The 24649-nt window shown below is 67.5% G+C and carries 25 protein-coding genes; 8 read left to right on the top strand and 17 right to left on the bottom strand.

Annotated features, from left to right (window positions below; translation table 11 throughout):
* Positions 1-1345 (top strand): PepSY-associated TM helix domain-containing protein (locus tag AC31A1_RS09705; protein ID WP_489652860.1); only part of this gene is annotated, 1345 nt, incomplete at its 5' end.
* Positions 1346-1410: 65 nt separating this feature from the next.
* Here the strand turns inward: AC31A1_RS09705 and AC31A1_RS09700 are convergent.
* Genes AC31A1_RS09700 through AC31A1_RS09690 form a run of 3 tightly spaced genes read right to left on the bottom strand, consistent with a single transcriptional unit; the run spans position 1411 to position 2736 of the window.
* The gene (locus AC31A1_RS09700) at positions 1411-1758 is read right to left on the bottom strand and encodes a tetratricopeptide repeat protein (RefSeq protein ID WP_365606923.1); all 348 of its coding nucleotides are present in this window, start codon (positions 1756-1758) and stop codon (positions 1411-1413) included.
* A gap of 49 nt (positions 1759-1807) precedes the next feature.
* A complete protein-coding gene (locus tag AC31A1_RS09695; protein WP_489652859.1) occupies positions 1808-2251 on the bottom strand; it encodes a MarR family transcriptional regulator in 444 nt (147 codons plus the stop codon).
* A complete protein-coding gene (locus tag AC31A1_RS09690; protein WP_489652858.1) occupies positions 2248-2736 on the bottom strand; it encodes a MarR family winged helix-turn-helix transcriptional regulator in 489 nt (162 codons plus the stop codon). Before AC31A1_RS09690 ends, AC31A1_RS09695 begins: the two co-directional genes overlap by 4 nt.
* Before the next feature lie 160 nt (positions 2737-2896).
* On the opposite strand from AC31A1_RS09690, the gene AC31A1_RS09685 reads away from it, so the two are divergent.
* A complete protein-coding gene (locus tag AC31A1_RS09685) occupies positions 2897-3862 on the top strand; it encodes a pirin family protein (RefSeq protein WP_489652857.1) in 966 nt (321 codons plus the stop codon).
* A gap of 1010 nt (positions 3863-4872) precedes the next feature.
* On the opposite strand, the gene AC31A1_RS09680 is transcribed toward AC31A1_RS09685, so the two are convergent.
* Positions 4873-6009, bottom strand: a complete 1137-nt coding sequence (locus AC31A1_RS09680; RefSeq protein ID WP_489652856.1) for a DUF4062 domain-containing protein — start codon at positions 6007-6009, stop codon at positions 4873-4875.
* Positions 6010-6099: 90 nt separating this feature from the next.
* Between AC31A1_RS09680 and AC31A1_RS09675 the strand changes: the two genes are divergently transcribed.
* The gene (locus AC31A1_RS09675; protein ID WP_489652855.1) at positions 6100-6552 is read left to right on the top strand and encodes a hypothetical protein; all 453 of its coding nucleotides are present in this window, start codon (positions 6100-6102) and stop codon (positions 6550-6552) included.
* Between the two features lie 101 nt (positions 6553-6653).
* Here the strand turns inward: AC31A1_RS09675 and AC31A1_RS09670 are convergent, their stop codons facing one another.
* From AC31A1_RS09670 to AC31A1_RS09660, 3 genes are read right to left on the bottom strand one after another with little or no spacing between them, the layout of a single operon-like run.
* Entirely contained in the window at positions 6654-7025 is a 372-nt protein-coding gene (locus tag AC31A1_RS09670) for a ubiquitination-like system serine protease family protein (RefSeq protein WP_489652861.1), read from the bottom strand.
* Between the two features lie 26 nt (positions 7026-7051).
* Complete coding sequence (locus tag AC31A1_RS09665) at positions 7052-8236, bottom strand: ThiF family adenylyltransferase (protein ID WP_489652854.1); 1185 nt, start codon at positions 8234-8236, stop codon at positions 7052-7054.
* Positions 8214-8489 carry a multiubiquitin domain-containing protein gene (locus AC31A1_RS09660; protein ID WP_489652853.1) on the bottom strand — a complete coding sequence of 92 codons (276 nt, stop codon included), beginning with the start codon at positions 8487-8489 and terminating at the stop codon, positions 8214-8216. The genes AC31A1_RS09665 and AC31A1_RS09660 overlap by 23 nt, the downstream gene beginning before the upstream one ends.
* A 125-nt stretch (positions 8490-8614) precedes the next feature.
* Here AC31A1_RS09660 and AC31A1_RS09655 point away from each other — a divergent pair, with 125 nt between their 5' ends.
* Both AC31A1_RS09655 and AC31A1_RS09650 read left to right on the top strand, forming a co-directional pair.
* Positions 8615-9466, top strand: coding sequence for a hypothetical protein (locus AC31A1_RS09655; protein ID WP_489652852.1), 852 nt, complete (start codon positions 8615-8617; stop codon positions 9464-9466).
* An 87-nt stretch (positions 9467-9553) separates the two neighbouring features.
* On the top strand, positions 9554-10045 hold the full coding sequence (locus AC31A1_RS09650; RefSeq protein ID WP_489652851.1) for a hypothetical protein: 492 nt from the start codon (positions 9554-9556) through the stop codon (positions 10043-10045).
* Positions 10046-10733: 688 nt separating this feature from the next.
* On the opposite strand, the gene AC31A1_RS09645 is transcribed toward AC31A1_RS09650, so the two are convergent.
* Positions 10734-12425: an ISAzo13 family transposase gene (locus AC31A1_RS09645; protein WP_489652850.1), complete on the bottom strand. Its 1692-nt coding sequence runs from the start codon at positions 12423-12425 to the stop codon at positions 10734-10736.
* 71 nt (positions 12426-12496) lie between these two features.
* The gene (locus AC31A1_RS09640) at positions 12497-14179 is read right to left on the bottom strand and encodes an ISAzo13 family transposase (protein ID WP_489652849.1); all 1683 of its coding nucleotides are present in this window, start codon (positions 14177-14179) and stop codon (positions 12497-12499) included.
* A gap of 118 nt (positions 14180-14297) precedes the next feature.
* Here AC31A1_RS09640 and AC31A1_RS09635 point away from each other — a divergent pair.
* A protein-coding gene (locus tag AC31A1_RS09635; protein WP_489652848.1) for an IS5 family transposase occupies positions 14298-15115 on the top strand; the annotation gives its coding sequence in 2 pieces (ribosomal slippage) (positions 14298-14627 and positions 14630-15115; 816 coding nt in all).
* Here AC31A1_RS09635 and AC31A1_RS09630 read toward each other — a convergent pair.
* Entirely contained in the window at positions 15112-15306 is a 195-nt protein-coding gene (locus AC31A1_RS09630; RefSeq protein WP_489652847.1) for a hypothetical protein, read from the bottom strand. The two genes, AC31A1_RS09635 and AC31A1_RS09630, sit on opposite strands and share 4 nt — an antisense overlap.
* Positions 15307-15428: 122 nt before the next feature.
* Here AC31A1_RS09630 and AC31A1_RS09625 point away from each other — a divergent pair, with 122 nt between their 5' ends.
* Complete coding sequence (locus tag AC31A1_RS09625) at positions 15429-17963, top strand: SpoIIE family protein phosphatase (RefSeq protein WP_489652846.1); 2535 nt, start codon at positions 15429-15431, stop codon at positions 17961-17963.
* A 382-nt stretch (positions 17964-18345) separates the two neighbouring features.
* Here AC31A1_RS09625 and AC31A1_RS09620 read toward each other — a convergent pair whose 3' ends face one another.
* The 4 genes from AC31A1_RS09620 to AC31A1_RS09605 form a co-directional block, all read right to left on the bottom strand.
* Positions 18346-19353, bottom strand: coding sequence for a nuclear transport factor 2-like protein (locus tag AC31A1_RS09620; protein ID WP_489652845.1), 1008 nt, complete (start codon positions 19351-19353; stop codon positions 18346-18348).
* Positions 19354-19460: 107 nt separating this feature from the next.
* The gene (locus tag AC31A1_RS09615; RefSeq protein WP_489652844.1) at positions 19461-19835 is read right to left on the bottom strand and encodes a nuclear transport factor 2 family protein; all 375 of its coding nucleotides are present in this window, start codon (positions 19833-19835) and stop codon (positions 19461-19463) included.
* Between the two features lie 144 nt (positions 19836-19979).
* A complete protein-coding gene (locus AC31A1_RS09610) occupies positions 19980-20531 on the bottom strand; it encodes a VOC family protein (RefSeq protein ID WP_489652843.1) in 552 nt (183 codons plus the stop codon).
* Between the two features lie 79 nt (positions 20532-20610).
* Positions 20611-21186 carry an NADPH-dependent F420 reductase gene (locus AC31A1_RS09605; RefSeq protein ID WP_489652842.1) on the bottom strand — a complete coding sequence of 192 codons (576 nt, stop codon included), beginning with the start codon at positions 21184-21186 and terminating at the stop codon, positions 20611-20613.
* Between the two features lie 86 nt (positions 21187-21272).
* On the opposite strand from AC31A1_RS09605, the gene AC31A1_RS09600 reads away from it, so the two are divergent.
* Positions 21273-21779, top strand: a complete 507-nt coding sequence (locus AC31A1_RS09600; protein WP_489652841.1) for a MarR family winged helix-turn-helix transcriptional regulator — start codon at positions 21273-21275, stop codon at positions 21777-21779.
* A gap of 148 nt (positions 21780-21927) precedes the next feature.
* Here the strand turns inward: AC31A1_RS09600 and AC31A1_RS09595 are convergent, their stop codons facing one another.
* From AC31A1_RS09595 to AC31A1_RS09585, 3 genes are all read right to left on the bottom strand, one after another.
* Positions 21928-22665 carry an HAD family hydrolase gene (locus tag AC31A1_RS09595; RefSeq protein ID WP_489652840.1) on the bottom strand — a complete coding sequence of 246 codons (738 nt, stop codon included), beginning with the start codon at positions 22663-22665 and terminating at the stop codon, positions 21928-21930.
* Complete coding sequence (locus tag AC31A1_RS09590; RefSeq protein WP_489652839.1) at positions 22662-23468, bottom strand: DeoR/GlpR family DNA-binding transcription regulator; 807 nt, start codon at positions 23466-23468, stop codon at positions 22662-22664. The genes AC31A1_RS09595 and AC31A1_RS09590 overlap by 4 nt, the downstream gene beginning before the upstream one ends.
* A gap of 140 nt (positions 23469-23608) precedes the next feature.
* Positions 23609-24643 carry a zinc-dependent alcohol dehydrogenase gene (locus tag AC31A1_RS09585; protein ID WP_489652838.1) on the bottom strand — a complete coding sequence of 345 codons (1035 nt, stop codon included), beginning with the start codon at positions 24641-24643 and terminating at the stop codon, positions 23609-23611.
* Between the last annotated feature and the right edge of the window lie 6 nt (positions 24644-24649).

The raw sequence follows: 24649 nt of genomic DNA, 5'->3' as shown, positions 1-24649 counted from the left end.
CTCCCCGGCACCGTCCCCCAGCCGCTGGGCCCCGCTGCGCCCCCTGGTCCTGCGTCTGCACTTCTACGCCGGAGTGCTCGTCGCCCCGTTCCTGCTCGTCGCCGCCACCACCGGCTTCCTGTACGCCGGTGCCTTCCAGGCCGAACGGATCGTGTACGCCCACGAGTTGACCGTCCCCGTCGGCGACCGCGAACTGCCGATCTCGCAACAGGTGACCGCCGCCCGCACGGCGCACCCCGAGGGCACGGTCTCGGCGGTCCGGCCCTCCCCGGAGGCAGGCGCCACCACCCGCGTCATGCTCTCCGGCATCAAGGGCATAGCCGCTGACCACACCCTCGCGGTGTTCGTCGACCCGTACACCGGAAAGGTCCGCGGCGCGCTCGAACAGTACGGCTCCACCGGCGCGCTCCCGCTGCGCACCTGGATCGACGAACTCCACCGCGATCTCCACCTGGGCGAAACCGGCCGCCTGTACAGCGAGTTCGCCGCGAGCTGGCTGTGGGTCATCGCGGGCGGCGGCCTGGTGCTGTGGTTCTCCCGCCGCCGCGCCCTGCGCAAGGTACGCGGCACCAGCGGCCGGCGCCGCACCCTCGGCCTGCACGGCACGGTGGGCGTCTGGACCGCCGCAGGCTTCATCTTCCTGTCGGCGACCGGCCTGACCTGGTCGACGTACGCCGGCGCCAACATCGACCAACTCCGCACCTCCCTGGGCCAGTCGACCCCCTCGGTGTCGGCGGCGGCGAGCGGCGAGCACGCGGGCCACGGCGGCTCCGCCGCGACCGGCGACGCCCAACACGGCGTAGGACTCGACAAGATCCTCGCCGCCGCACGCGCCGAAGGGCTCGGCAACCCGGTCGAGATCGTCCCGCCCGCCGACGCGAACTCGGCGTACGTCGTCCGGCAGGTCCAACGCAGCTGGCCCGAGAAACAGGACGCCGTCGCCGTCGACCCCGCCACCGGCAAGGTCACCGACGAACTCCGGTTCGCGGACTACCCGTTGCTCGCCAAACTGACCCGCTGGGGCATCGACCTGCACACCGGGGTCCTCTTCGGCCTCGTCAACCAGATAGCGCTGATGCTGCTCGCCGGCTCCCTGGTCCTGCTGATCGTGTGGGGTTACCGCATGTGGTGGCAGCGCGGCCGGGGTTCGTCCTTCGGCCGCCCGATCCCGCGCGGCGCGTGGGCTCAGTTGTCCCCGTTGGTCCTCGTCCCGTGCCTGGCGGTGATCGCCGTACTCGGCTATTTCGTACCGCTGTTGGGCATCCCGCTGGCCGCGTTCATCGCGGTGGACGTGGTGCTGGGCGAGATCGCGCACCGGCGCGGGCAGCGGACGTACGCGAACTAGCGACGCACGCGAAGGGGCCCGGTTCCGCGCCGGAACCGGGCCCCTTCTCTGCACTTCTTCGTTTCTCAGACCCGCTCGAAGTCACCCGCGAGCGCCGAGGCGATCCGCAGATGCGAGCCGGCCTCCTCGTGCCGTCCCTGGCGCTCCAGCGTGCGGCCCAGCATCAGCCGCGCGTAGTGCTCCACCGGGTCACGCTCCACGAGGACGCGCAACTCGGCCTCGGCGCGCCGCAGTTGGGCCGAGTGGTAGTAGGAGCGCGCCAGCAGCAGGCGCGGCCCGGTCTGCTCGGGCACCTCCTCGACCAGACCGCCCAACACCCGCGCCGCCGCGGCGTAGTCCTTGGCGTCGAAGAACATCTGCGCGCGCTCCCAGCGCTCTGCCGGTGTTCCGTGGTCGTAGTACGTCATGTCCACTTGACCTCCTTCGATGTGCCACAACGGCCGGTGTTGGTTGAATATTCCACTACCGTCCGGCGGTGGCCAGCTCCGCGTTCGCCCGCTCGGTGACCAGGGTCAGCACGCGGCCGGTGGCCAGCAGGTCCTCCTCGGGGATGTCGCCCCAGATCCTGGCGCTCGCCCCGCTCGTCTCCTTCGTGATCCGTTCGTACAGGGCCCGGCCCGCGTCCGTGATCCGCACAGCGGACGCGTCCGCCGCGACGAGTCCGGCCGTGATCAGTTCGTCGATGGTGTGCTGTACGGAGTCCTCGTCAGACTTGAGGGCCGCGACGGTGTCCGCGGCGAGCTGGCCGCGGTCGACGGGCCCGGCGGCGAGAGCGACCGGCCGCAGGACGATCTGCTGCTGGAAGCCGAAGCCGTGGCGGGTGAGGACGCTCTCCAGGACGGCGCGGGCGGCGTAGTGGGCCAGGCCGAGCGTGCGGGCGTCCGCGGGGGTTGTGGTGGTGGTCATGACTGCTCCTTCTCGTGCTCACTCGCGGGGACAGGTGCAAGGGGTGTGTCGAGCAGGGTCGCCAGATCCCGGCCGAACTCCCGGGCCCGTGCGCTGCCGAGGCCGCCGAGCGGCTCCAGCAACTGCTCCAGAAGTCCGTGGACGACCTTGATCGCCCGCCGGGTCACCTCGCGGCCCTGTTCGGTGAGGGCCAGTTGGACCGCGCGGGGGTCCCGGGGGTCCCGGGCGCGCTCGACGAGGCCGGCGGACTCCAGGGCGCGGGCCAGCTTCGAGACGTAGAGGGCTTCGAGGCCGGTGTGGTCGGCGAGGTGGCGCTGACTGGGGCGCAGCCCGGAGCGCTGCATGCCGTACAGCGACGCCACCAGGGAGTACTGCGCATGGGTCAGTCCCAGGGGTGCCACCGCGCGGTCGACCGCCACGCGCCACTTCATCGACAGTCGCCAGACCAGGAAACCGGGCGTCGCGCCCTCGGATGCCGTACTCATGGCCGATACAGTACATGGCTACTATGTCCATGGCTACTAATTTCCGGACGGAAGGACGGCGGGGCGGGCCGGGGGTGGCCGCCGGTGAGGAGGTGACGGACTGGTCCGGTGAGGAGTCCGCGGACTGACGGAAAGGCCTCGGCGGGACTAGGTTGTCGCCATGAGCAATCTTGATCGCGAAGCGGTTCCGGCCCTGTGCGGCGGCCGCGGTTTCGTGGTGGCGGAGCCCGTCCGTGAACTCCTCAGCCCGCGCCGGGTGCAGCTCGGCGAGTCCACCGAAGTCCGCCGACTGCTGCCCAACCTGGGCCGCCGTATGGTCGGCGCGTGGTGCTTCGTGGATCACTACGGTCCTGACGACATCGCCGACGAGCCCGGGATGCAGGTGCCCCCGCACCCCCACATGGGCCTGCAGACGGTGAGCTGGCTGCACGAGGGCGAGGTGCTGCACCGCGACTCGACCGGCAGCGTCGCGACGATCCGCCCGCGCGAACTGGGCCTCATGACCTCCGGCCGCGCGATCAGCCACGCCGAGCAGAGCCCCAAGACGCACGCCCGCTTCCTGCACGGCGCGCAGCTCTGGGTCGCCCTCCCCGACAGCGACCGTCATGTCGAGCCGCACTTCGAGCACTACGCCGAACTGCCGGTCGTCACGGCACCGGGCCTGCGCGCCACGATCGTCCTTGGCGACGTCGACGGCGCGGTCTCGCCCGGCACGACGTACACCCCGATCGTCGGCGCGGATCTCGCCCTCGCGGCCGGCGCGGACGTACGCCTGCCGCTGGAACCGGACTTCGAGTACGCCGTCCTGGCCATGTCCGGCGAGGCCCACGTCGACGGCGTCCCGGTCCTCCCGGGTTCGATGCTCTACCTCGGCTGCGGCCGCACCGAACTCCCGCTGCGCGCCGCGTCGGACGCGGGGCTGATGCTGCTGGGAGGCGAGCCGTTCGACGAAGAACTGATCATGTTCTGGAATTGGATCGGACGGTCCCAGGAGGAGATCGTACAGGCTCGTGAGGACTGGATGACAGGGGCGCGATTCGGCGAGGTGAAGGGGTACGACGGGGCGCCGCTGCTGGCTCCTGAGCTGCCTCCGGTGGCGTTGAAGCCGCGAGGGAGAGTGCGCTGACCTGCTGAGATGCGCCAACGGGCCTGCCTGGGGCAGGAGTGGGCGGACTTCCGTCTGCGTGCCTGGGCCGCTATCGAGGTGGTGTGAGGGCCGGAGCTTGAGGAGCTCGATGCAGGCACGGCGTCGATTCCAAGGTGCGGCCGTGTATGGGCGGCTGTGGCAGTCCGCTTGCTGACTTTTGCTGACTTTCCTGACGGTGTGTCAGTCGTCTGCTGCAGCTTGTGGACGGAAAAGGATGGTGCCTTGTGGCCGTGAGTCGCCATCTCGTTGCCCGGCGCATCGGGGGTCGCTTCGGGGCCGTGGCGGTTGGTTTGATCGCGGACGGTGTCTCGGTGTCTCGCGATTGGCGGGTACTGACAAGACACGAGAGCGGTGGTGACTTGGCTTGGTAGACCTCGGTGCCCGCTACGGCTGTTGTGCACCAGCAGGTTCTTGATCTGCTGGTCGCACACGGCGCGCATGGCCCTGGCCAGCACGAATGTGCGCTTTGAATCAGCGGTGGAGGGCTCTGGCCCGCGCATGGTCCGGATCTTGGCTGTGAACTGGGCAAGGCCGGAGTCGGAGACGGCTCGTACAAGACGGGGTGCGATGCGCGAAGCTGGTGGAACGAAATGATCTTCTTGAAGTTGTCTACCTGGGGGCGCTGACCTGTGGTGATACGGCCCTGTTGGCTTCTGACCTGCGCGGATGAATCTTTCAGCGTCTTTCCGGGGCGTAGCGCGTTACGCAGTCGATTCTCCCCACGCGCTCCCCAGCGGTCCCCGTACTCCCCAGGGGAGGGTGTTGCGAGGGGATCCGTACTGCGTGTGCCCGTGCTCGCCTGGCGGCCGGTGGAAGTCACCGCGAGTTACCTCTTGGTTGTCGTCCATCGGCCTCAAGGCGAACGTATCTCGCGAGCGCCACGCAGTCGCCGTAAGGGTCTTCATGCTGATGATTGCTCGACTGACTGGCCGGGAATCGCAACGCCTGTACGAGTTAGCCCGCAACGGCATCCCCGACTGCTGGCGTGATCAATGTGGCCGGGTACTGCGAGGGTGCTGTGCGATCAGAGCCTTTGAGAGGTGGCCTGCGACTTCCTGTGCCCCCATGTTGAGGGCGGCCAGAGTGACGGCCTCGTCGGGTTCAACGCGCAGGGTGTCGTTGGGGTGGGCGAAACCGGCGAGTTGGGCGCTTTGGCGCGACTGGTGGGGCTGGAATGTGGCGACGCTGGTCATAGCGGTGTGGGACACGCCAGCCGCAATGACGATGAGGTCCTGCGTGACGAGGTTCAGAGCGCCCGTGAATTTCAGCAGCCCGGCGATCTGTAGCGGCAAGGCGTCGGGGTCCAGGATCGAGCCGAGACCGTCTCGGGGGAGCGTGGCCCGGGTGGAGACCTGCCCTGTCTTGTGGAGTCGGACTTCTGCGATGGCGCCAATCTGGGGTGTGTTCCAGGACCGAGAGCGGTCGGCGGGGATTCCGATGGCCAGGTGGCTCTGAGACTTCATCGGTTTCATGGCCGCGTCACTCTTGATCGCCCCGGTTGCGCGAATGCGGTCGATCAGCGATGCGCTGATCTGCTCCATCTCCCGGGCCGAATAGCCGGAGCCGTTTACGGGGAGCACGTGAATCTCCAGCAGCGGGCTGCTGTTGCTGATCCAGGGGAGGTCGCTGTCGTCGTCAAGGCTCCAAGTGACGGCGTGAGGCTGTGTCAGCCGGGTGAACGCAAGGGGGGATGGGCCTGACTCCAGTTCCTTGACCTTCTGGACGACTTTGGTCTGCAACTCCGCGGTGGTGCTGTAGGAGTCGCGGAAGACTCCTGTGGCGTATGCCTCCACGGTTCGTGCGAACTGGTGCTGATCCGGCTCAAAAGTCACGCCCAGCTTGCGGTAAACCAACCTTGGGATGCCAGCTTGTTGTGCGGCCACCCACTCGTCGTGCGTTGCGGATTGGCCCGTTTCCGGGAAAACATGGCCGTAGTTCGGGCCCAGCAGGAAGATGCACGCATCGGCGGACGGGAGTGCGTTCAGACAAGCCTCCCTGCTGGGGGCCTTCTGGGCGGAGAAGTCCTCGAACCGGACGGGAGTGTGCCCCAGAGCCTGGATCAGGCCGGGAAGGGCGTCACGTTCCTCCTCCAAGCCTTTGCGGGCGCTGCTGATGAAGATTTTCACGCTACGGTGTCTCCACTGCTCAGGGTTCACCTTCTGAGGTGAACCGGTTTACTGCTGGGTGGGGTTGGGCGGACGCGGGGGAGCGGTTTCATGGCCGAGGTCTCGGACGAAGCGATACGTGCCTACTGGAAAGAGCACCGGGAGCAGTTGCGGCAGTGCGAGACTCAGCGCTCCACTCTGACTAATCTGCTGCTTGTCATCACGGCGGCTTTGAGCGCTTTGATCGTCCAGCAGAGGTTCGCGCCGAACGTCATGCCCCTGTGTTTTTTTATCGCGTTTACCGGGGTCTATGGGGCGGTAGCCGTTTCCAAGTACTACGAGCGAGCTTCCTACCACCTCGCCCAGGCGCGGGCCTTGACTAGGGACCTGGTGGAGCGAGGAGTGCTGGGCTCTGATGAAAGGCTCGCGCAGGCTCGTGCCGAGCACTACGGCAGATTTCCTCGGTTGCATCGTGTGCGTCTGCATAGCCTGTGGGTCGTATTGCACCTGGCCATCACTGCATATGGCCTGTCCCTCCTTCTTGTCTGTGCAGTTGTGGCTTGAAGGCATACGTGTTCCTTCCCGGGATGGTTGGCGCATCGGCGCGGTGGCCCGTTTGGCGTGCGCACACGGGCGCCGTGCTGGAACAGCTCAGGCACTAGCCCTCAGCTTCGTCCGAGTCGGCGCAGGATGCGCCGCAGTAGACCAGTGGCGTGCTCAAGCTCGTCACGGGAGGCCACCTGGGTGCGGCTGGTTTCACGAGTGCGCGCGGCCTGGACCTCGCTCGGAGTCCATCGATGTGCCCAGCGGACGGTGCTCTCTTGGATCCAGTAGTGGGACTTGCAAGGGAAGCTCCAGTTTCCGATCGAGGGGTGAAGGGACACAGATGCCCCGTCGAAGGTCAGCTTCCATTCCCGGGGCGCGAGGGGAGTTACGACCTCATACCCGCAACCACAGCAGCACAAGTGAGTGACCAGGGTGTAGGGGATGGAGATGTACACCACGCCGTGGTCCAGGTGTTCGGGGAACTGGTCCACGAACACGTGCGAGAGCCGGGCGACTGTCACTCCGTGTCCTCGTTGGTGACGACATTCCCGTCTAGTTGGTAGACGCTGTGGTGCTCGCGCTCAAGGTCGACGTAGAAGCCGTAGATCTTCTTCCACTTCACCACGGCGAGGGCGGCGTTGAGCGCGTTCAGGTCGGCGATCTGGATGTTGCTCGCATATGCGTTGTCCTCGCCCGACTCCGTGAAGGGGATTCGCTGTTGCTCGTGGACGTGGCTGCGCTGACCGGGAACACTGGTGGTCACCCGCAGCAGTCCTGTCAGGGAGTCGTCGGAGGTGAGCACGCCCATACCCACGTCGATAAACGCGATGTCGTACTCCTCCAGGCGCTCGATGAGGAGGCGCTTGACGGCCCCCTGGTCAAGCGCGAGGAACACGAAGTCCATCTCGTGGAGTTCTTCGGTGGTCTTCTCGTCCACGAAGACCGCGTGCGGGATGATGCCGTACCGCATCTTTCCGTAGAGGTCTGCGTAATAGTCGACCTTCAGCGGTGCCCCTTGCAGTTCTTCCGCGGAGGCAGCGCCGGGTGCCCGGAAGGCGTTGTGCTGGAGGAAACGGTCGCCGTCGAACAGGTGGATCCGTCCGACCGGGGTCTTGGCGACCAGATCCAGGATGTACGCGCCGGTTCCGCCCAGACCGACGATCGCCACGTTCTCGATTGTGGCGAGATGCTGTGTGACTGCCCCGATTCCGGCTCGGCCGGATGCGGTGTCGGCGTAGCGGAAGACGGAGTCCTGCGGTTCGCAGGCAACCACCTTGTACGTCCGAGCCGTTGCGCCGGGATCGAGTTCCTGTGCGGGGGAGGACAGGATGGCGGCGTAGGCGGTCATCTTCTCGTAGTAGTCGGCGTACGCGCCGGTTCCGACCGGCTTGCTGGAGAACACGAACGTTGTCGGGACGCCGGCCGACACCTCGTTGGATGGTCCGTTGATGACCTTGTTCAGCGGCTGACCGGTGTGATCGCATGGGGTGTCGCCGCTGAAGTGGACCACGTGGGTGCCCGGGGTCGCGGTGACGTCGCCGGCCATCGTCAGCTCCGAGACCAGGACCCCGAACCGCACCGTACGATCCGCTGCTACGTACGGGACGTGATGGACGAGCAGGTGGCCGTCCTTCACTTCGACCTCGAAGCCCTCGTCCTGAAGGCGCTTCAGGTCAGGGCTACGACTTGTCAGTTGCGACAACGGTGAACACCGTCCCGTTCTTGATCTCAACGCTGCCGCCAGCGGTCAGGGTGCCGTCGGCGGGCTTCTGGTGAGCGTGGCGGAAGCTGACTGTGATGAGGACGTTCGGGCCCGAGGGGACGGGATCGAAAGCAAGCCGGAGTACCTCCTCGAAAGTCAAGGTGTTCTGGTGGACGGTCTTCTCACGCGCATTTACGACGATCTTGTAATCGTGCTGGTGGGCGCTGTCGGGAGTGGTGGGGACATCCGGCATTCTGCATGCTCCTTAGCTTTCATTGACGTCAATGAAAGCGTAACACGGGTCACTGGAGGCGCACGCGACACGCCCAAACGGGTGGCGACCTTGCTGCGGCCGTGCCCCTGGCATGCTGATATGTCGTGCTACTCGAACTAGTCGGACGCCATCCGCTGCTCCGCGCCGACCTCACCCCCGAGCGTTTTGTCGGCCAGAACCTCACCATCGACGCCACGCGTCTGCGGTTCATCAGCCCGCTCGACCTCGCCGCGGTTGCCGCGCTCGCTCATGCTGCCGCCGCGGACTCCAGCAAGAGCGCGCTGCTACTGCCAGCCGATCCCCGTCTCGTCTCCTATTTGCAGCGCATGGACCTCCTCGCCAAGCTTCCCGAGAGCGTGATCGTCATTGGAGCCGTTCCGTTCGACGACCGTAGTGACCGTCGCGCCACCCTTCTTGAGACCACCTTGCTCACGCCGGAGACCGCGCAAGGTGTCTGTCAGCGCATCGGGCGGCTCGCCATCGCCAACCTTGGGCAGTTCCCGGGTGTTCAAGTCGCCACCAGCATTGGCGAACTCATCGACAACGCAGCCAGTCACGGTTGCGCTCAAGCGGGCGCCTATATCGCGGCACAGGCGTACACAGGGAGGACTACCGGTACCCGCCGACTGGAAGTGGCCATCTGCGACAACGGCATCGGAGTCCTCGCCCACCTCCGTCGAAATCCCGATCATGCTGACTTGACGAACAGTGAAATGGCCCTCCGTCGTGCCCTCAAACGTGGCATCAGCGGCACAAGGGATGGCCGCGGCAATGGGCTACCGGACTTGCTCAACCAGGCCGGAGCCACAGGTCCGACCCGGCTTGTTGTGAGGAGTGGAGACGGGCTGGTGCGCGCTGCCCGCCATCGCACAGGAATACACAGCGTGACTGGTTTCGCCGCAGCGATGCCAGTGGAAGGCACCTGGGCGTGGCTGAGAGTTTCGTTTGCGCCGTAACCTACATATGCTTCAATGCATTCAATGAAAACGACGAGACAAGGAAACCGCACCTTCCCTGTACGACCCTACGGGGAGTTCCTCTTCATGCGTGCCGCAGGCGCCAAAGCCCGGTCCGACCTGGAAGAACACCTGCGAGAATCTGACGTCCTGTCCATGTTGACGATCGACTTCGCGGGTGTCATCGCGATGACCAACAGCTTCGCGGACGAGTTCCTCGGCAAGTTCTACACGCTCCTCCCCGGCGAGGGCCATGCCGTGGAAGCCGTCCAACTCGCAGGTTTGAACGAAGAGACTCGCGACGCGGTCACCGTATGTCTGCAAAGACGCAAACGCTTCGCCGTGGATGCGGAGAGCTGCACCCTCCTCGGTGACACAGAGGTATTGTCTGATACCTATCAGTGCGCACGCAAACTCAGTGCCTTCCGCGCGTCCGAGCTTGCCGAGGAACTGCAGATCTCCCTGCCCAACGCGAACAACCGGCTCAAGCGCCTCCTTGAAGCAGGAGCGCTCAAGCGTGAACGCTCTGGTGGCCCTGACCGAGGCGGCAAAGAATTTTTCTACAGCGTGCCTGCCTGACGTGGTCTGCAGTGCAGAAGTGCGCGCTGCCACTGCCTGGAATCTCCGCCGTACTGATAGCGGCTGATTACTACTCGCTCATCCGTAACGTCTGCCCTGCACAGAGCAGAGCCATGGTCGTTGCGCGCCTGCGGCCTGACACCTCGCTGAGCAGGACCGCCAGGTGAGGCGTTACAAGCTTCGTGTTTCTGACGGGGCGGCAGTGCTGACTATCTTGACCACTTTCTGTCACCCTCCGTCCCAAGGCGGCAGGTCCCCGCAGCGATCCGCCCGAGATGGACTTGGACCTGTCTACCGAGCCAGGGTTTGGCCCTGCCGCACCGTTCCCCGGTGGTCCGGTCGATGCCAAGACGAATTTTCATCGGCCGTACCCCCAAGATTGCGAACTGCCCACAGGGCCAGCGCGTCCCGCGACCGCATTCGCCTACGAGCGGCTGATCTGTGACTTGAAGGTGGGTGGATGGCTCAGCCCGGCTCTCGGAATGAAGGCACCAACTCGCCAGAGATAGCGATGGGTCGTCCCTCGGAGATCCGCCATCTCGAAGGTCAGCCGCGAACGACAGAGGGTACCGCACCATGGCACGGCACCCTCTCAGTTCGAGCGGATCAGAGTTGCTGGGCCGTCCAACAGTTGTTGCCTACAAGGTCCTCCTCATCCGTCGCTGTGGCACTTAGGGCCCGTAAAGAATCAACACGTTGCTGCGGTCTCTCTCGTGAGGGTCACGCCGTGTGCGGTGGCGTGGACGAGGAGTCCTGCCACGGTGTTGAGGTGTGCTGCTGGGGGCCGGGGTGTGTGTGCGTGCTGGTCCATCAACCGCCGGATCTCGCTGGTGGTGTGGCGGATGGTGTCCTTGCTGACGGCGAAGAGGTGGGCCAGCACGGTAGGCGGCAGGGCGAGGTTTTGTTGCAACACGGTGACCAGGACCCGGTCGGCCAGGTCGAGTTTGGCTTTGCGGCCGCCGCCCGGAGCCCGGCGTCGCTCGCCGCCGTCGCGTCGGGCGGCGGGGTCCTGTTTCTGCAGCGTCCGCCAGTCGATGGTCAGGGTCTCGGTCAGCTCGGTCAGTGCGGTGCAGGTCATACCGGTCAGCGCGGGATGTGACAGAGCTCCGCGGTCGAAGACCGCCGTCGGCCCGGGCGTTGGTCCGGTGGGGCCTGCCGGGCTGGCGGGGTGGGGGTGCACGGTGTAGTTCCAGCTGCCCTGAAAGGCATGTCCGGTGACCGGCACTGCGTTCAGCTCCGCATCGCTGACCTTCATACCGGTGGGATAGGCGCCGGTGTCGAGTTCGGCGTGGACGGTGAGACCGGTGCGGGTGGTGGTCGCGGCGATGGACTGCACGACGACCTCGTGGCTGTTCAGCGGTCTGCCGCGCCAGTTCATGGTGATCGCGGAGAACAGCCGGTGTTCCACCTTGTTCCACTTTGATGTGCCCGGCGGCATGTGGCAGACCGTGATGGTCAGGCCGGTCCGGGCGGCGAACGCAGCCAACTCGGTCTTGAAGGCCCGGGTGCGGTAGCCGTTGGAGCCGCCGGCATCGGCAGTGATCAGCAGCCGGCCGGCCTGCGGGTAGTCGAGGCGTCCTTGCCCGTTCCACCAACGGTTGATCGATTCGACGGCGAAGGCTGCGGTGTCGTGATCCGTACCGACGTTCACCCAGCCGGTGTTCGCCGCCAGGTCGTAGATGCCGTAGGGCAGGGCCTTGCCCAATGCATCACCGGGGAAGTCATGGACGTCAACCCGCACGGGTTCACCGGCCGGCCTCCATTGGCGTCCTGTATTCTTGAACTCCCCGACGACTTCCTTCTTTTTCGTGTCCACACTGACCACCGGTTCGCCGTCTGCCTGATGGTCTTTGGCCTGGTCGTTGATGTACCGGAACTGCGCGTCCCGGTCGGGGTGTTGAGCGCCCTCAAGGGTCTTGGCATTGGCCTGCAGACTGAAACCGTTCTCCCGCAGCAGCCTGCCCACGGTCGGCGCCGAGGCGGCATGGCCCTGCCCTGTCAGCTCCCCGGCCAGAGACCGCAGCGACTTGGTCGTCCACCGCAGCGGCGACATCGGATCGCCCCGCTCATCCGGCTCGACCAGCGCCAGCAGAGCTGGAACGAGTAGCGGGTCAAGCTCCTCGGCGCTCTTGCGACCGCCGCCGGCCCGGCGCACCCGGCCATCGGGCAATGGGTCCTCACCGCCCTCCAGCTCGAAGACCCCCTTGCGCACCGTCGTCTCGCTCACCCCTGCGGCGTGGGCGACGGCCCGGACCCCGCCGTGGCCCAGCAGCCGGGCCTCGGCGGCCAGCGCCAACCGCTGCTGCCGTTCATTCAGATGAGGTAACAACACCCCAAGTTTCAGGGCAAGTTGGTCACGAACCTCGTTCGGTATGGGCATACCACACCAACGACAGGCAGACCGGGAAGCAACGTGTTGATTCTTTACGGGCCCTTAGGGCTTGCCGGGAATCAACACGTTGGTTTGATCTTGGTTTTGTCGGGGTCGAGGAACCTCGCGACGTCTTCCGGTGTGCGGAAACGGGCCGTTGAGGCAGGGAGATGAACACCATGGGCTTCCAGGAGCGGGCGGACGTCTTTCGCTGTGCGGCTGATGGTCATGGCGGTGGTGTTGAAGAGCTGACCCAAGAGGTCCATGGTCGCGAGTTTTCGCAGGTGGAGCACGGTGACCAGGACCCGGTCGGCCGAGGTGAGCTTGGCTTTGGCGCCTGCGCCAGGGGCTATCAGGCGCTCGTGACCTCGACGTGTACGGAGGACGTGCTCGCGTTGGACCTCCATCGCTGGAGTCAACGAGTCGATGAGTTCGCTGAGCTGTCGGCGGGGCATCCCGGTCAGTTCCGGGTCCTGGAGCGAACGCCGCGTGAGGCGAGTCGGTCTGTCCGCCAGGGCCTCGTCCGGTGTGCTGCCGGCGGTCGCGGCGTCCATCGGACGCTGGGGGTGAAGGGTGTAGTTCCAGTCGCCGTGGAAGCGATGGCGGGTGATGGGCAGGGCGGCGATCTCGTCGTCGCTGATGCGGACGCCGGTGGGGTACTGGCCGCTGTCGAGTTCGGCATGGACGATGAGGCCGGTGCGGCTGGTGGTCGCGGCGATGGTTTGGAGCATGACTTCATGGCTGGTCAGGGGTCTGCCGCGCCAGTTCATGGTGATGTGGGAGAACAGCCGGTGCTCGATCTTGTTCCACTTCGATGTGCCGGGCGGCAGGTGACACACCGTGATCTCAAGACCGGTCTCGGCAGCGAGGCCGGATAGCTGCGTCTTCCAGCCACGGGTGCGGTAGCCGTTGGAGCCTCCGCCGTCGGCGGTGATCAGCAGCCGGCGGGCGTGGGGGTAGTCGTGCCGGCCGCGGGCCTGCCACCAGCGCCGGATCGAGGCGACGGCGAACGTCGCGGTGTCGTGATCGGTGCCGATGCTGACCCAGCCGGTGTTCGCAGCCGTGTCATAGATTCCGTACGGAATCGCTTTCTCAGCCTGGCCGGGGAAGTCGTGCGTCTTGACCTTCACGGGCTGTCCTGCGGGCCGCCATTGGTGCCCGGCGTTCTTGTAGTGGCCGATCAGCTCCTTCTTCTTGCTGTCGACGCTGATCACCGGGTCACCGGCGTCCCTGTGGTCTCGTGCCTGCTCGTTGAGGTAGCGGAACTGGGCGTCCCGGTCCGGGTGCTGAGCACCCTCGATGGTCTTGGCGTTGGCCTGCAGGCTGAAGCCTTCCTCCCGCAGCAGGCCGGCGACCGTGTCGGCGGAGACCCGGTGGCCCTGCCGGGTCAGCTCCGCTGCCAGCTTCCGGGTCGACTTCGTCGTCCACCGCAGCGGCGACATCGGGTCGCCCCGCTCGTCGGGTTCGACCAGGGCAAGCAGCGCCGGCCGCAGCCCCGGATCGAGGTCCACAGCCTTCTTCCGGCCCCCGCCAGGACGACGGACCCGCCCCAACACAGCCTGACCAGAGTCCAGTTCAGCCGCTCCGCGCGAGACCGTACCTTCTTGAACCCCCGCCGCGGCAGCGACGAGCCTGATCCCACCATGCCCCAGCGACAGCGCTTCCGCCCCTATGGCCAGCCGACGCTGCCGCTCGTCCAGGTGCGGCAACAACACCTGGAACTTCGCAGCCAGGACCGCCTCGATCCCTTCCAGTCTCCCCATACCAGAACAACGAGTCCCGCAGCTGGAAGCCACGACTTGTTTCCCGGCAAGCCCTTAGAGGTCCTAACAGAAGCTGTTGATCATGTGACTGTCGGTCTGGTTGCTCGTTGGTGTTGTCGTGGGAAAGAGGGAGTCGCGTCCGTGGATCGTCTCGGACGAACTGTGGTCGCTCATCGAGCCGTTGCTGCCCCAGCCGGGTCCGAAGCTGGTGGAGGGCCGGCCGCGGGTACCGGACCGTCAGGCGTTGTGCGGGATCCTGTTCGTGCTGCACACCGGCATCCAGTGGGAGTACCTGCCCCAAGAGCTGGGCTTCGGTTCGGGGATGACGTGCTGGCGGCGCCCGGCCGCGTGGAACGAGGCCGGGGTGTGGGAGGCACTGCACCTGGTGCTGCTGAAGAAGCTGCGGCCGGCGAAGAAGCTGGACTGGTCGCGGGCGGTGATCGACCCCTCCCACGTGCGGGCCGCTCGGCGGGGCCCAAAAGCGGGCCCAGCCCGGTCGACCGCGCACGGCCGGGCAGCAAGCACCACGTCCTCACCGACGGACAGGGCATCCCGCTCGCGGTGTCACTGACGGGCGGAAACCGCAACGACGTCACCCAGTTGCTGCCCCTGCTCGACAAGGTCCCCGCCGTGTCCGGTGTCGTCGGCCGGCCCCGACACCGGCCCGACGCGCTCCTGGCGGACCGTGGCTACGACCACGACAAGTACCGGCGCCTGCTCTGGGCCCGCGGCATCCGCCCGGTCATCGCCGAACGAGGCACGGAACACGGCTCCGGCCTGGGCATCTTCCGTTATGTCGTCGAGAGAACGATCGCCTGGCTGCACGGTTTCCGCCGCCTGCGCATCCGACGGGAGCGCCGCGACGACATCCACGAAGCCTTCCTCGGCCTCGCCACCTGCCTCATCACCCACCGCCACGTCCAACGCCTTTGTTAGGACCTCTTAAGCTGTGCGTCGATTTGCGCGGCGGTCTTGGTGTCGTCGTCGGTCCAGTACTGCCCGGCCTTCAGTTTCGCCGCGGATATCGTGCGCAGCGTGAAGACGACGTCCCGGCCGTCGCCTGACGGATCCAGGTACCCGACCACGAGGTTGCCGGGGATGTTCGCCACTCTCTGTGTGGTCCTCATTGATTCCGCACCATGCCGGTGCGCTTGTGCGGGCGGAGGGAAGGGAGCAGTCTGGAGACGACGCCGCGGACGGGCCCGCCAGGATCGGAGGTGGCTGCTGCGGCAGGGTGAGAGTTGTACCCATGGACAGAGAAGCCGCGGCCACGGTCGGCCTGAGCCGCGCGGGGCCGACGTTGGAGAAGACCGCATCAGCGGCGGTGGACGACCACGGGCTGGTGACCGCCTGGAGTGCCGGAGCCCGCAGGCTCCTTGGCTACGAGCCTGTGGAGGTGGTCGGCCAGCCAGTTGTGGGGCTGCTTGCCGAGGCTCTTTCGGCGACCACCGCGACCCGATGCGCCGCGCGGGAAAGCTGGAGCGGGCAAGTCGCTGTGCGGCACCGTGACGGACACCGGGTCGATCTGCCGGTCGAGGCACACCCCTTGCTGGGCGCGGTCGGCGAATCGCACTGGTTCCTCACGGTCACCGAACCGGAGCAGCCCGGTGAGACGGCAGCGGAAGGTGCCGGAGCCGCTGGCGGCGAACCGGAGACGGCGACGCTCAAGCAGTGGGCGTTGGACCAGATCCCGCTTCCCATGGCGCTCTTCGACCGTCAGGCGCTGGCGATCGCCCTCAACGCGGCCATGGAACGCGCCGTGGGCGAGCCCGAACGGGACCTCCTCGGCGTGCGTATCGGGGAATCCGGCCACCTCAAGGGCATGGATGATCTCGGCGAGGTCGTGGAGCGGGTGCTGCGGGACGGGGAGACGGTGTTCCGCGAGGCGTTTCTGCAAGCCCTCGGGGAGACCCGCGCGTGGCTGCTGTCCCTGTATCCGGTGAAGGACCCCGCGGGCCGGGTGCGGGCCATGTCTCTGGCGGCGGTGGACACCACGGAGCAGTTCCGGGCCCGTCGGCGGCTGAGTGTGCTGAACGAGGCCGGACTGCGCATCGGCACTACGCTCGACCTGACCCGCACGGCCGACGAGCTGGCGGAAGTCTGCACGGACCACTTCGCCGACTTCGTCGTCGTGGACCTGCTGGACAGCGTCCTCCAGGGCCAGGGCGCGGACGCGGCTCCCGTCGGCGACCTCCTGGTCTTCCGCCGCGCCGCCCAGCGCTCCGTGCTCCCCGGCTGTCCCGAGGCAGCGGTTCCGCTCGGAGCGACACACACCTACTCCGCGGACTCGCCCCCGGGCCGTGCCCTGGCCGTCGGCCGGGCCTCGCGGCATCAGATCGATGCCGCGACCCTGCAGTGGTGGGCGGCGGACTCTCCTGAGCGCGCCCGCAGTATCAGGGTCCACGGCATGCACTCGATGATGATGGCGCCACTGCGCGCCCGGGGTGTCACCCTGGGTCTGACGATCCTCGCCCGCCATCGCACGGCGGATCCGTTCGGTGAGGACGACCTGCTCCTGGCGGAGGAACTCGCGGCCCGCGCGGCGCTGTGCGTCGACAACGCCCGCCGCTACTCCCGCGAACGCGTGGTGGCCCTCGCCCTGCAACGCAGCCTCCTGCCGCACCATGCCCCCCGGCAGGTCGCCGTGGACGTGGCCTCCCGCTACCTGCCGGCCCGCTCCCGCGCCGGGATCGGCGGCGACTGGTTCGACGTCATCCCGCTGTCTGGAGCCCGGGTTGCCCTGGTGGTGGGCGACGTCGTCGGCCACGGCATCCGCGCGTCCGCCACCATGGGCCGACTGCGCGGCGCGGTGCGCACCCTCGCCGACATGGACCTGGCACCCGACGAACTACTCACCCAGCTCGACGACCTGGTCTTGCGCATGGACCGGGAGAATTCGGCGGACGGTGAGATGGACCGGGCCGAAGAGTACGCGAGCGAGGTTGGTGCCACCTGCCTGTACGTCGTGTACGACCCGGTCTCCCGGCACTGCTCCGCGGCCAGGGCCGGCCATCCCCCGCCGACCCTGGCCACCCCGGACGGCGCTGTCGACCGCCTCGACGTTCCCGCAGGCCCCCCGCTCGGCGTCGGCGGCCTGCCCTTCGAAGTCGCGGAGTTTGACCTTCCGGAAGGGAGCGTCCTGGCCCTCTACACCGACGGCCTCGTCGAAACCCCCGACCGTGATCCCGACGACGGATACGCCCTTCTCCGTGATGCCCTCGCCACACCCGGCCGCCCTCTGGAGGAAACGTGCGAGGCGGTCCTGCGCAGCGTGCTGCCCGAGATCCGTACCGACGACGCCGCTCTCCTCCTGGCCCGGACCCGGGCCCTGGGTTCCGACCGGGTCGCCATCTGGGACCTGCCCGCCGACCCGGCGGTCGTCGCCCGCGCCCGCGAACTGGCCTGCGCCCAACTGTCCGCCTGGAACCTGGAGGACGCCGCCTTCACCACCGAACTCGTCGTCAGCGCACTGGTAACCAACGCCATCCGCTACGGCGGCCCTCCCGTCCAACTGCGGCTGATCCACGACACCGCCCTCATCTGCGAGGTCTCCGACGCCAGCAGCACCGCCCCCCACCTGCGACGCGCCCGCGTGTTCGACGAGGGCGGCCGTGGCCTGTTCATCGTCGCCCAGCTCACCGAGCGATGGGGCACCCGCCACACTGGCACCGGAAAGATCATCTGGACCGAACAGCCCCTGCCCACCCCTGCCCAGCCCACATATGGAGGCAGCGCCCGCGGGGCTGGCCTTCAGACGCCTGATGGGCGCCTGCGAGCCGAGTGAGTACCAAACCCACAGTGGCCTGAGTGCGGTGCGGGATCTGTGCGATGAGCGGGCTGGCCCCCCGCTCATCTGGACGAGGGACGACGGCTGACACCTCAGGGCGAGCGAGGACGAACTTGAGGAGGGCGAACTACCTCACCACGCATGCCAAAGCAGTCGAGGCCAGCCTGGAGATAGCGGCCACTGAGCGGGACTCGGCTCGCGGCGACCGGAAAGGACCGGGGCCCTGGCTGGCTCGCGCCGGAAGTCCGCGACCTCCGGTATGGCATCAGCTGCCGGACGGCGCCGAACCCCACGGCTCCGTGCAGTGCGCCGTCCTCGCCGGGACGGCGACGATCGATCCGTCGAAGTCACCCTGGAAGAGGCCTGACCTGCACCACTTCTACTGTTCGATCGCTGTGCGGGCGAGTGAGGTCAGCGTGGCGTCGTCGACGAGGGCGCCGTCCCACAGGGCGGTGAGGCGGGTGATCTTGCCCCAGCGGTCCAGTTCGAGGGCGACGATTCCTCGGGGAACGGCGCTGTTGGACGCCGTCCATTCGTAGCCCCCTCCCGCCGCGTTGCCGACGACGTGACTGACCGCCGTACCACCACCGGTGTAGGGCAGCAGGGAGGCGGTGTCGGTGAGGTAGGTGCCGATGCTCCGTGGGCCGACGATCTGTATGTGGGCCGGCATGTCCTCGAAGACGGCGCCGGGCCCGAAGAGTTCGGCGGCGGTGGTGGCGTCGCCGTGGCGCAGGGCTTGCGCGAGCTTGTTCACGGCGTGCTTCATGGCAGGCGCCGCGGTCTCTCCGACGGTGGACTCTCCGAAGTCCGTCACGGGCCCGGAGGAGTATGCGGCGAGGGCGGCCTTGTTGGCTACGCCGAAGTGCCGGCCGTCCCAGTAGTCGATCTGCCGGGTGGTCTTGCGGTCGTGGAAGTTGATGACGCAGGCCGCACGGATTTCGGAGGGGCCGAACAGGCCGGCGGTGTCGGTGAAGAACACGAGGGCGCTGGTCGCGTTGCCCAGGATCCGGGTGGGATACGACTCGCCGTCGGCGGGCCATGTGGGCACGAATCCGGCCAGTCCTTCCCGGAGTGAGTTCCAGCTGTAGTAGGCCGCATCCACGACCGCATCGATGTAGGTGAGTGGATCACGTGAGAAGTAGGACATCCACCCGTCCAGGTCGTGCGCGCTCTTGCGGGCGAAGTAGCGCTGGAGCAGTACGGCTGCCTCCGGGGTGGCGCGGGAGGTATCGATGACGACATCGACGCCGGGGAACACGAGCCCGTCGCCGGCGTTGGAGGCCGCCGCACTTCCGGGGGTGAGCAGGGAGGCGGCGGCGATCCCGGTCCCGCCGAGCACCGCATCGCGCAGCAGCGCACGTCGGGTCTTCTGGTTCGGTATGTGCACGTTGTGTTCCATCACAGGCCTTTCCAATGCTGTGACTTGCGACTGCGCTGTGGGCCGCGTCAAGCTGTGGGCCGCGTCAAGTGGCGCAGCGTATGACGGGCGTCCGGTCAGCGGGTGACGGTGGCCTGCCAGCTGACGACCTTCCAGTCGTCTCCGTCGGGCGCCCACACGATGGTGTAGCGGGTCCGGGTGTCGAGGATGTGACCGCAGAGATCGGCCTTGACGGCCGCGACTCCGCCGAGGAAGGCGAGACCTTCGTGGAAGCGGATGGTCTCGTCGGTGCAGTCGATGGCGAGGTATTTGGTCCGTCCTGAGCCGATGCTGCCCAGCAGGCCCTGCTTGGTGTCCACTCCGCCGTTGCCGTGGATCCACACCATGTCGTCGGCGAACATGGCGGTGAGGGCGGGAATGTCGGCGTGGATCATGGCTTCGCGGCCGGCCCGGTCGAGTTCGAGGACAGTGACGGGGTCGAGGTCGGTCATGGTGTCGCTCCTGGCTGCTTGCCGTGCTGGTCGGTCGCGGTGCTGGTCGGGGTTCAGCGGTCGGTGACGATCTCGACGGTCGGGCGGCCGAGCCCGGTGACCTCAGCGTCCAGCAGGTCTCCGGGGTCGAGGCAGTGGCCGACGTCAGTTCCCGCGAGCGGGCTGTCGAGCTCGGTCGCCCTGCCTGGGATGTCGCTCAGCGGATTTCGCCGGCGGTGGTACACCGCTCCAGCGGCTGACCTCGGCTGCCAGGTCCAGGCGTTCGATGGATACGGTGGTCGCGTACGCGTCCCACTGGTCGCGGGGCACCATCCACAGGATCTCGAATTCGTTGCCGTCGGGGTCCGCGCCGTAGACGCTCTTGGTGGTGCCGCTGTGGCCGGACTCTCCGGTGTACGCGCCGGCCCTGGCCAGCACTGTGCGGGCCTGCTGGAGATCGTCGATGGTGTCGACCTGCCAGGCCAGGTGGTAGAGCCCGATCCCGCCGCGTCGCTTGGGCGGATCGGACGGGCCGACGCCCATGAGGCCGAGATCATGATCATGGACGGAACGTGGCAACCGCAGAAACACCGCGTTGGCCCGGGGCTCGCGCAGGACTACGTCCATGTCGAAGACTTCGGTGTAGAACCGCTCGGATCGTGCGAGATCGGTGACGAACAGGACGGCGTGGTTGAGCCGCACCGGACTGATACCCATGGGAGTTTTCCCTTTGTTGTGACCGCCCGGAGGCGGTGCCGGTTTCGAGCGCCCACGCTGCCGGTCGGCAATGGTGGTGTCAGTAGGAGAGAGTGAATCCGCCGGTCCAGGAGGTCTTCTCGCCGACGGCGAGGGTGAGCTGCAGAAACCCGACCGCCTCCAGCTCTCGGGCCCGCTCGAGGCCGCCCGCGTCCAAGGCCCGCAGGCCGGCGGCGCTGATCACGAGAGCGAGCGCCGTCTTGGCGTCCGCGTCGTCACCGGCGAGCAGCACGGTGGTCGGCCGCCCGTCCACCGTGCCGGTGACCAGCGTGGCGGCGAAGTTGGTGTTGAACGCCTTGATCACACGTGACTCGGGCAGTGCGGCGGCGATCTCGGCGGTGGCGGAGCTGTCGGCCGGGACGGTCAGCGAGTCGAAGGTCTCGAAGTTCAGCGGGTTCGTGATGTCGACGACGACCTTGCCGGCCAACTGCGCGCCACGCTGGGCGATGACCTGCCCGACGGCCGGGTACGGCACGGCAAGTACCACGATGTCGCCCGTGGCCTCCCGCTCCGCGTCGGAGCTGCCGAGGAGCTCCACGGTCTCGCCGCTCTTGCCGGCGATGCCGGCGATGGCCTGCCCCATGTTCCCGCTGCCGATGATGCTGATCTGCGCCATAACGACCCGCATTAGTTGTAGCTACAACCATGACACGCCAAAGAAGATTGTAGCAACAACTATTTCGCCGCTGACATAATGTGAGCGTGGAAACGCGATGGCTCACCCGGGAGCAACTGTCGGCATGGCTACGGCTGGCCGCCGTACTGGAACTGTTGCCGACGGCCCTGGACAGCCAGCTACGACGCGACGCCCAACTGACCCACTTCGACTACCAAGTGCTCGCCATGCTCTCCGAGGCGCCCGACCGCACCATGCGGATGGCAAGGCTCGCCGAAGGCACCACTGCCACTCTCGCCCGGCTCTCTCATGTGGTGCAGCGACTGGAAATCCGCGGTCTGCTGAAGCGTGTCCCATGTCCGACGGACCGGCGTGCCACCAACGCCCGGCTCACCGAGGACGGCTGGCGAAAAGTGCGGGATGCCGCTCCAGGCCACGTGGCCTTCGTCCGGGACAGCGTCATTGACGCGCTCACGCCTGACCAGCTCACCCAGCTCGCCGACATAAGCGAAGCCATCCTGCGCAGACTCGACCCCACCGCCAGCCGGTCCGGAATGTATCAGTGGTACGACTCACCAGGCCCCGCTGATTGATCACGACCACGAGCCGCCTGGGCCCGTGTCCGTGCGGTGGACGGCATGACCCGGTCGGGGTGGCCGAGGCTGGGGGAGCGCCGACGTGGCTGCTGATTCCCCGCTCGCCGGGAATAAGCAGCCACGAGCGCCGTTGGCCGCTCCGCTCTCAGGCCACGAGTCGCAGCACGTCCGCCAGGCCGCGTTCGCCGGTGCGATGTTCCGCCGGGAGGATGTAGGTGCGCAGACCGCAGGCGGTCGCGCCGCCGTCGCGGACCGGGTTGTCGCCGACCATGAGGGTGGCGCGGGGGTTGACGCCGAGTTCCGCGCAGGCCTTCAGGAACAGGTGCGGGTCGGGCTTTTCGCGGCCCTGCTCGTAGGAGATGACGCAGGTGTCGATCAAGACGTCCAGCCCGTGGTGGGCGAGGTGGGTGCGCAGGTCCCAGGCGAAGTCGCTGACGATGCCGACGCGCAGGTCGCGCTGGTGCAGGGCGCGCAGGACCGGTTCGGTGTCGGGATAGGGAACCCAGGCGTCCGCAGCGGTGAGTTCCCGGTAGGCCGCCTCCTCCGCGCCGCGCAGGAAGTCCACCTGCCCCCACCATCCCCACATGGCGCGGCGGTGCTGTGCGGAAGAGAGATCACGGCCTTCCTGGAGGGCGACGACGGAAGGGAGCCGGAAGGCGGCACGCAGTTGGTCGGAGATCCCGGCCACTGCGCCGGGCTCGTCCAGCGCGGCGAGTCGACCGGAGGCGGAGCCGACCCGGCGCAGCCACGGCTCCAGGTCGATCATCTGGAAGAGGGTGTTGCTGAAGTCGAACAGGACGGCTTGGACCGGGGGCGCCGGCGCGGCCATCTCGGTGTCGCTGGGGCGGTAGGCGCTCGGTGTTTCGAACAGAGTGTGGATCACGAGGTGGGCTCTTCGGGTTCGACCGTCTCGACGGGCACCCCGAGGTCGCGCATGGCCGCGATTTCCGCCTCGGGAGTAGCGGTGTCGGTGATGACAGCGTGGTAGTCGGCCACGGTGCCGTACGCGTACGTGGCGGTCTTGCCGAACTTCGAGTGGTCCACCAGGAGGAGCGCCTGTTCGGCGGAGCCGAGCATGGCCAGCTTCACCTCGACGTAGTCGTTCACGGGGTGGAAGAGCCGGCCTTCCAGGACCGCGGTGGCGGACATCAGGGCAAGGTCGGCCCGGATCCGGGACAGGGCACGGGTGACGGTGGGACCGGTGCAGGAGTTGAAGTCACCGCGGTAGTGACCGCCCAACAGGGTGACGCTCACACCGGGCGCGGACCCGAGACGCTGTGCGAGGCCGACGGAGTTGGTGACCACATGGAGCTGATCCACCCTGGCCAGCGCAGGGACCAGGGGGAACAGGGTGGTCGAGTCCTCCATGAGTACCGTGCTGCCCGGTCTGATCCGGTCGGCGACGGCCGCGCACAGCGCGTTCTTGGCGGCGAGGGCGCTGTTCTCACGGAATCGGGTGGCCGTCTCCATGGTGAGGGCGGGGAAGGCGACGGCCCGCCCGCGCTCCTTGCGCAGCAGATGGCGCCCGGCGAGGTCGTCCAGGTCCCGGTGCATCGTCATCAGGCTGACGTCGAAGTGCCGGGCGAGGTCGTCGATGCGGGTCTCGCCGTGTTCGGCGACATACCGCAGCACGGCCTGCCGCCGTTCTTCGACGGCAGCCTGGGACAGTCGCGTACGGGCGGTCACGGCGCCCCTCCTTACCGCTCGCTCGGGCGTTGTATTTTCCCACACGGGCCGGTGGGGGCCAGGGCCCGCCAGGGCTGCGGACCTCGGGGCAAGGGTGCGGCGACGGCTGCGACGTACACCGTACCCACCTGAGCGGCTGGTCACGGACCGTCCACCGTGACCAGCACTTTGACCTGCTCCGGGTCGACGGACGCGGCGAAAGCCTTGGCGGCGTCCTCCAGCGGGTAGGTGGCGGTGACGATCTCGTCGGTCTCGACGGCGCCCGACGCGATCAGGGCCATGGCGGTGCGGTAGTCGTCGCCGGTGTACATCAGGGTGCCCTCGATACGGATCTCCCGGTCCTGGACCAGGTCAAGGCGTACGGGGGTGGTCCCTGCGGCTCCGACGCCGACCACGATGATCGTGCCACCCTTGGTGAGCAGGTCGATGGCCTGCGCCATGGATCGCTCCCGGGCCACGCAGTCGAAGACGACGTCGGCCGGACCGCCGAGCGCCGCGTGGGCCTGATCGGCGAGATCGGTGGCGTCGGCGGGCAGGGCCGCGTCGGCGCTGAGGCGCAGGGCGCGGTCCCGCTTGCCCGGCAACAGGTCGGTGACGGCGATCTTCGCGGCGCCCGCGTGCCGGGCGGCGGCGAGGACGAGCAGACCGATGGGCCCGGCGCCGAGCACGACGACCGTCCGTCCGGTGAGATCCCCGACCTTTGCCACGGCGTGCACCGGGGTGGCCAGAGGTTCGACGAGGGCGGCCTCGATGTCGGTCATGCCCTCGGGGACGCGGTGGACGCGGTCGGCCGGGATGGTGAACAGGTCGGCCATGGCGCCAGGCGTCTGGCAACCGAAGACCTTCAACTCCTGACAGATGTTGTAGCGGCCGGAGCGGCACTGGGGGCACCGTCCGCAGTACAGGTTGGGTTCGATGATTACCCGGTCGCCGGGGGTGAAGTCCTCGGCCCCCTTTCCCGCCCCGGCGACGACGCCGACCGCCTCGTGACCGGGGCGGTAGGGCAGGTCGATGAAGGGGTGATGGCCGGCCGCGGCATGGGTGTCGGAGCCGCATACACCGACGACCGTGGTGCGTATGAGGAGTTCGTCGTCCCCAGGGACGGGGGCGGACACCTCCTCGAGGGTGATGTCGTCGAGGGAACGGACGAGAACGCGGCGGATCTGCTCGGTCATGGGGGG

This window comes from Streptomyces sp. P5F9 (genome assembly GCF_057961495.1).
Note: the sequence above shows the minus strand (reverse complement) of the source record. Positions and strands in the feature narration are given on the sequence as shown.